At 60.4% G+C, this 7,178-nt stretch carries 6 protein-coding genes; 4 read left to right on the top strand and 2 right to left on the bottom strand.

What is annotated here, in order from left to right; all coding sequences use genetic code 11:
- Positions 1-183: 183 nt before the first annotated feature.
- Positions 184-876 (bottom strand): DUF6308 family protein, encoded by a 693-nt coding sequence (locus GVV86_RS13040; RefSeq protein ID WP_159803056.1) that lies wholly within the window; start codon positions 874-876, stop codon positions 184-186.
- A gap of 770 nt (positions 877-1,646) precedes the next feature.
- Here GVV86_RS13040 and GVV86_RS13035 point away from each other — a divergent pair.
- Positions 1,647-2,789, top strand: a complete 1,143-nt coding sequence (locus tag GVV86_RS13035) for an SIR2 family protein (RefSeq protein ID WP_159803055.1) — start codon at positions 1,647-1,649, stop codon at positions 2,787-2,789.
- A 6-nt stretch (positions 2,790-2,795) separates the two neighbouring features.
- On the opposite strand, the gene GVV86_RS13030 is transcribed toward GVV86_RS13035, so the two are convergent.
- Positions 2,796-3,449, bottom strand: a complete 654-nt coding sequence (locus GVV86_RS13030; protein WP_159803054.1) for an NUDIX hydrolase — start codon at positions 3,447-3,449, stop codon at positions 2,796-2,798.
- A 110-nt stretch (positions 3,450-3,559) separates the two neighbouring features.
- Between GVV86_RS13030 and GVV86_RS13025 the strand changes: the two genes are divergently transcribed.
- From GVV86_RS13025 to GVV86_RS13015, 3 genes are all read left to right on the top strand, one after another.
- Positions 3,560-4,414, top strand: a complete 855-nt coding sequence (locus tag GVV86_RS13025; RefSeq protein WP_159803053.1) for an ARPP-1 family domain-containing protein — start codon at positions 3,560-3,562, stop codon at positions 4,412-4,414.
- Positions 4,415-4,460: 46 nt separating this feature from the next.
- Positions 4,461-5,948, top strand: a complete 1,488-nt coding sequence (locus tag GVV86_RS13020; RefSeq protein WP_159803052.1) for an ADP-ribosylglycohydrolase family protein — start codon at positions 4,461-4,463, stop codon at positions 5,946-5,948.
- A 196-nt stretch (positions 5,949-6,144) separates the two neighbouring features.
- Complete coding sequence (locus GVV86_RS13015) at positions 6,145-7,158, top strand: sigma factor-like helix-turn-helix DNA-binding protein (protein WP_159803051.1); 1,014 nt, start codon at positions 6,145-6,147, stop codon at positions 7,156-7,158.
- Positions 7,159-7,178 lie beyond the last annotated feature (20 nt).

Raw genomic sequence — 7,178 nt, 5'->3', positions numbered from 1 at the left:
CCTTACGGGCGACCGCGACCACGTCACGGCGGAACTCTTCGGGAAAAGCCTTCGGCATGATGAACATCCTTCCACCCGCGAGTCTCATCCTCACAGGTCAGGAATCAACCAAACCTTCAGCAGTCCCCTCCTTCGGCTCATGCCAGCTGCCGCCGTGTGGTCGGGTGAGGATTCCGGCCATGGTTAGTTCCCGGCTCCAACGACGTCGTCGTCATCGTTGACCGGTTCCAGTCCGAGTTCGATCCCGTGCATCCACAGGACGATGTCCATGACCCTCAACGCTGAGATGTTCGCCGGTACCTCCGCTGCACGCCGGATAGCCTCAAGACGTGCAGGCAGATCGGTGCCGTCATTGAGCGCTGCGTGCCAGGTCGTCCACTGCCCGCCGGAATGGTCCAGGCCCATCAGCGGCCGCACAACTGAGTCGTAGATGGGAATAAGCCGGGGCCGCTTGCGGGCCATAATCTTGCTCGTCCTCGTCGGACCGATTCCCCACCTGCCGTACTTCCCGCCTCGGAGTACATGCCACAGCTGGGATGCTGGGCTATCCGGAGAATTGAGTGCCTCGATGTCTGCGTCCCACAGGTCCACGTCAACGGGGATCTGCTGAAGCAGTTTGTTGATCTCGTCCGCGTATGTCTCGAGCAGACCGATCGCGGCACGTCCCTTGATGTCGACGGAAAGGAACGAGACGGCCACCAAATCGTCGGCAGTGATGCGATCAGCGACATGCGGATGGTCTCCACCGTCTGCCCAATCATCGAAGCGCGTTCCGGTGCGAGGATTGGTATTCTCCCCGATAGGCAGGTAGTAACGGCGGACCAGCGCTGCTGCCTCGGCAACATGATCGGCGTCGAGAATTTCGGGGTAGGTCACAGGGCGCTCTTTCCGTAGTCAGGACGTGCGGCGAACATTGGCTTCAGCAAATCTGAGAAAGCGAAGAGGATGAGGTTACTTGTCAGTTTCACAAAGTGAATACTCTTTGAACGCTGCACTGCCTAGCGGCTTTGCTGTCATGCCCGACTATAGGCGGGTGGGGCGACATTTTTGAGCATGTCTAGCGATCCATCTTCGAGGGTGTTCCGCGACTCAAGTCGTCATCGATGAACCGCCACAGCGCGGTGAGACTCAAATTAGTTCGGTGTCAGCAATCCACATGGGACGTTCGAGATGCGTCCGTGATATGAAAAGTCATGGGAACTTCGCATGTGTTCGTAACGATGGGCGATATCAAGAACCTTGCCTGCGACGCCTGGTTGCTACCAACGGACCACACCCCGTCGGTGAATCGCAGATGGACGAACGGGATCCCGGGGCTTGCGAATGCAGTCTCTCCCTCTCGGACTGCGCCCTTCCATGCCGATAAGAGGCTGTCCTTCGCTGTTGCGGACTGGACGCTTGACCGGCCCTTACCTGTGCTCACTGCGGTGCCGATGCGCGGCATCCGCCAAGCAGAGGAGGTTCTCCCGGCCCTGCGGCATTTCACTCAAACCGCCGCGGAGGCCGCTCGGGTGCGGCGGCAAACGATGCGTGAGAGGGATCCCAAAACCGGTGCCCCACGGCGCCCGATCCCATTGCTCGCACTTCCTCTCTTCGGGACTGGGGGCGGCGGTGCCGGGAGAATTAGGGGCGAGGTGATGCAATGTGTGCTCGATGAATGCGAGCGGCTGGCGGACGCCGAGGAAGTCGACATCGCCCTGGTGCTCCAAGACCAGAGGGATTTCGCACTCGCCCAACAGATCAGAATCCGCTCGGGACGCTCTCTATGGAACGAGTTGAACCCGAATCTGCAGGAACATGCTCAGCGCTTGGCAGGACTCGCACTAAAGGGCCAACTCGTCCCGTTCATGGGCGCGGGTGTGAGTATCAGTGCCGGTGCCCCGACCTGGGCGGGACTGATCGACCGCTTGGCGTCAGCAGCGGGCTTGAACCAGAACGAACTGGCCGAGCTGACGAAGCGCCACGTGCTGGATCAGGCGAGCATCCTTCGCGCAGTTTTCTCACAGTCCGGACGGAGCCTCAACGAGACAATCGCAAAAGAGGTACGGCTCGAGCGGTACGGATTGGCCCCGGCCATACTCGCCAGCCTGCCGAGCAAACAAGCGATAACCCTCAATTACGACGAGCTGTTCGAACAGGCCTCCGAAGACGCCGGGATATCGCTTGCAGTCATTCCAGGTGATTTCTCTGCTGGGACGGATCGTTGGCTCCTTAAGCTGCACGGCACCGTGTCTGAACCAGAGTCGATCGTTTTGACTCGCGAGGATTACCTCGGTTACAGCTCGACCCGGTCGGCACTTTCCGCACTCGTAAAGGCGAACCTCATCACCCATCATCTGCTGTTTGTTGGTTTCGGCCTCACGGACGACCACTTCCACGAAATCGTGCACGACGTCCGCCGCGCACTTCCAGAGCTGTCATCGAAGAGCCACGACGTTGCCACTGCCATCACACTGTTCGAGGACCCGTTGGACGAGTATGCATGGAAGGACAAACTTGCGCTCTTACCCCTGACCCAAGGGCGAGATGTCGCACAAGCTGCCCGATTGCTCGAGATCTTTCTGGACATGGTGTTGGCATATGCAACTGATAGTCACTCCTACCTCCTAGCTGACAACTACCGTGAGGCACTCACCGATACGGAGGCGTCGATTCGCCAAAAGCTGTTGGCGCTCAGTGGCGATTTGACTCCTGAAGAGCGCGCCAGCAGCGAGGGTGTGCGCGTCGTTGCGTTGCTAGATGCGCTGGGAGCCAGCAAGAGCCCGGGCGCCCCAGGGATAATCGAGTAAGGCGCGCTACCTGCGGAAGAGCCGGGAGGGCCGGCCCCTTCCGCCGTCGGTCATTCGTCCGGTTTCCTTGAGCTGAGGTTCCATCATGCGACGGAAGGTGTCGCGCTGCAGGCTTTCACCCGCTACAACCTCGTGAAGAGCTCGTAAGTCGCGCAGAGTGAAAGGTTCCTTCATGAGGCTGTACGGGTCGGGGTGCTCTGCGTAGGCAGAGCGCACGTACTCCAGCGCCTTTGCAAGGATGACCGGGTGATCGAACGAAAGCTCAAGCCCACCGGCAAGGATCTCCTCGACGTCTACGAGTTGGGAAGCCGATTCATCCTGAAAAGGCGGAAGGTCCCGTTCGGCCACCAGGTCGACATGGGCGACGGATAGGACCCAGCCGCGGGGGTCACGTCCCGGATCGTCGAAGACATGGAGCTGTCGCGGGGTGCGGCCGCTGACGCCTGCCTTATCGCGCAGTGATCGTAGGACCGCTTGCGCAAGAGTTTCCCCTTGGTGGACGAAGGTTCCGGGCAACGCCCACCCCGATCTCGACAACGGGCTCTTGACAAGCAAAACCTGCAGCCTCCCCGCAGAGCTGGTGAGCACCGCAGTGTCCACAGCTACCGACGGGCGGGGGTACTGCTGCAGTTGGGCAGTGACTTCGTCGGTGGGAACCATGAATTTATTTTGCGCACTCTTGCGCAAAAAAACAAACAGCCGTAGCCTTGATTTAGAGCAACTTTGCTCAATATCTAAGTGGCCGTACTGCGGCTCAGTCGGGGGCAGACATGAAAGTCGAGCAGTTGCATATCGGAAGCGGCCACCAAGTAGGGCCTTTCACCCTTTTTCCGGTCTGGGCCGAGGGTACGTCCTCGGTCAGTCTCGCCACCGGGATCTCGGCAGATCTCGCCGTCGCTGAACTCTCTGCCGGTCCTCAGGTCAATCGGCTCGCGGTCACCAATAATGGCACCAAGCCCGCGATGCTTCTCGAGGGCGAACTGCTCGAAGGCGGACATCAGCACAGGGTCAGCGCCCGCGACGTCGTCATTGCACCTGGCGAGTCGTGTGAGGTGGAAACCGTTTGTGTCGAACAGGGCCGTTGGGGCGGTTCGGCCCGTCACTCCCATTCCGGACGGCGAGCCCCGCTCAACGTCCGCGTTGAGCTCAACCGCGGAGCTGCAGACGCCCGGCAGCAGGACCGGATCTGGAGGAGGGTGGATCGGTTCCAGGGGATGAACGCCGTATCCGCCACCCGATCACTGGTCGATCACATAAATGCCCGACAACGGTCGGCTCAGCTCTCGGTTCCCGATCCAATTGACGGGCAGCGCGGCGTCATTGTCGGACTCGGCGGCAGAGCGCTGATGCTCGAGCTGTTCGGCAGCCACCGTCTCTTCGTCCAGCATTATGCGGCGATCGTCGAAGCGGCGATGCTCGATATTCAGCTCGCAGGCGGTGTAGCTGCTGTGCTGACTCCTGCCCAGTCCGCACGGGACCTAGCAGTGCATGTCATGAAGCTGGGGCTTGCAGCCCAAGGGGGTCCGGTGGCCATCAACGGCGTGACGTACACCCAGCCTGGCTCTCAACCAGCCTTGGTGCACCTCACGGGGTGGGACACCCGGCACCCTCTGATGGCTGGCTAACGTCACTCCGCTATCGACTCCGTATCCGAATCACTTGGAGGTCCACATGCAACTGAACTCACTACAGAACGACCGCGCCGCCGGCGTCCTGGTTGCACTGGCGGCCGGAGACGCGCTCGGTGCGGGCTACGAGTTTGGCGAACCTCTGGCAGATGAGGCCGAGGTTGCGATGAAAGGCGGCGGCCCCTTTGGCTTTGCCCCTGCGGAGTGGACGGATGACACCGCCATGGCAATCGCGATTGCGGAATCGGTAGTCGATGGCGCGGACGCCCTCTGGACTCCCATGGATACGGCAACGCTGTCTGCAATAGTCAGTCGGTGGATTACTTGGGCTCGCACGAGCAAGGACGTGGGAGCACAAACCCGCGCTGTCCTCACCTCCGTTACGCGCCTGCAGGAGCAGGATGAACACCGATCCCTCGCTGAGTCCGCCTTCACGGCCGCTGCGGAGCTGCACCGCCGCAGCGGACGTTCCGGCGGGAACGGCTCCCTCATGCGCAATGCTCCGATCGCTCTCGCCTATCTGGGGGCAGAACCGGAGGTTTTGCGGGATGCTGCAGCCAAGGTCAGCCAACTTACGCATTTTGACCCTGATGCCGGAGAGGCCTGCGCGCTGTGGTGCCTGGCTATCCGGCACGCTGTACTCACCGGAGAACTTGATGTCCGCGTGGGACTTCGCACCCTAGATGAAAAACGGGCGGAACTCTGGCTTAGCCGCATCGAAACAGCCGAGTCTGCTCTCCCTCGTGACTTTGACCGGAACGGCTGGGTCGTGCAGGCCTTCCAGGGTGCATGGAGTGCTATCTCTTCGACGAAAGTCATCGGCGTCGGCCCCGCACATCTTCGAGCGGCACTCGAAGCATGCGTGCGCGGCGGTCGTGACACCGACACGGTGGCCGCCATTGCGGGCGGACTGCTGGGAGCGGCTTACGGATTCTCTGCTGTCCCGTTCGAATGGCGCCGCCGTCTGCACGGTTGGCCCGGCCACAGGACCTCCGATCTGATGACGCTCGGCCTTCAGCTCGCCCGCGGCAATGGCCGGACCCCCGGAGTCTGGCCCGACGTTGAATATTTCGACAACTCGGCGTTCATCGCCGCCGATCAGACCGACGTCGTTGCACATCCGGTGGATGACGGCGTCCTGTTAGGCGGTGCGCCGGCGCTGAACCGCAATGACTATGACGCCGTCGTATCACTATCGAGGATTGGGACCGCAGACGCGATGAAGGTGCCCGAGGAGGATCGGGCGAGCTTCTGGCTGCTCGACGAAGCTTCCCCCGGCAAGAACGCCCACCTAAAATTCGTGCTCGACGACGCAGCCAGCGCCGTCCAGACCTTCCGCGCGGAAGGCAAGCGGGTACTGCTTCACTGCGTCCGCATGGAGAGCCGCACACCGACCGTTGCTGCCCTGTATGGCGCACTGGTGTCCGGACTGTCACCACTCCAGTCGCTTGAAAAGGTCCGGGAAGTACTGCCGAACGCTCACCCCAATGAGGCTTTCATGCGGGTGCTCCAAAGCCGAGACGAGCGATAGTGCACACCGGTTGGCGATCGAGGGGACGCGTTGGTTTTCCTCTTGGCCCAGACGGCGAACCCTTCATAGCGACGCTTGGGGTGTCCGGTCCTTAGCGCCACTCGTCGCGCTCACCACTTTCAGAACTATTGAAGCGGTTGACTGAACGTTTTCTGAGAATTTCGAGCAGCGCGCCAATATGTCGGTAGGTACTGATATGAATATCTCCGTGACTATTCCCCAGCCTTTGACCCGAGAACAGCGAGACGCCCTAATGGTGGCGCGTTACTCCGACGGCGAGACGCTTGACGCGATCGGGCAAACATTCGGCATATCCCGCGAGCGCGTCCGTCAGATCATCGCCAAAGTCGGTGGTACGAACGCGGAGGAATCCCGCCGGAAGCGGATGGAAACGCGGGATGCAGCCATTGAAGCGACTCGTGAGTCGTTCATGAAAACGTTCGGGGTCTTGTGCCGCGACATGGCTAGGCAAGGCGTGACACGTGCCGATGCGGTCGTGAGGCTGAAATATCTATATCCCTCTGTAGACATCGATATCGCCGAAGATGCACTCAAATCATCTTCTATCGTGTTCGACAAGAGCCATCCTGAGGACATTTTCTCCAATGAAGTACTGACCGCCGGCGTGTGGTTTCTGACGGGTTCTGAACTAAGGCTCGGCCCGGACCTGCCATGGTCTGCAGTGAACCTCGACCTATCCCTCATCAACGATCTTCAATCGATTCTCGAGGTGACGTCTGCGACTGCAAGTGATCTCAGCACGATCCTGGGAGTGATTGGTGCTGCACAGAAGCATCTACGTGACAACCCGACTGCAAGCATTACAGGGGCGCGTTATGACCAACTCCGAGATGAGCTCGTCGATGCCCTCGGACTGGTCTCGAAGCAGGGTGCAGCACCTTGGCCACCCACCCGCCAGACGGTCATGAAGCGATTCGGCGGGTGGAATGAGGCTCTCGGCGCCATGGGGATCGGAACGACAACCCGTGGCCGGCCGAAGGGACTCCTCAAATTCACGCAGGAAGAATATGATGACGCCGTCAGCGACTTCAGCGCCTTCTCCAAAACAAATGGGATCAAGGCGACTTTTGCTGCGTACGACGAATGGGTGAAGCTGGAGCTGGGGAAGGGCATGACCCGACCATCGGGAGCATCGGTTCGAAACGTTTATGGTACCTGGGCCGACGCACTCCGATCAGTGGATGCTTGAACATGGAGTTCCCCGGGAGA

The organism is Arthrobacter zhaoguopingii (assembly GCF_009828595.1).
Lineage (GTDB): Bacteria > Actinomycetota > Actinomycetes > Actinomycetales > Micrococcaceae > Arthrobacter_D > Arthrobacter_D zhaoguopingii.
The sequence above is the reverse complement of the archived record's forward strand: the minus strand, read 5'-3'. Positions and strand labels throughout refer to the sequence as shown.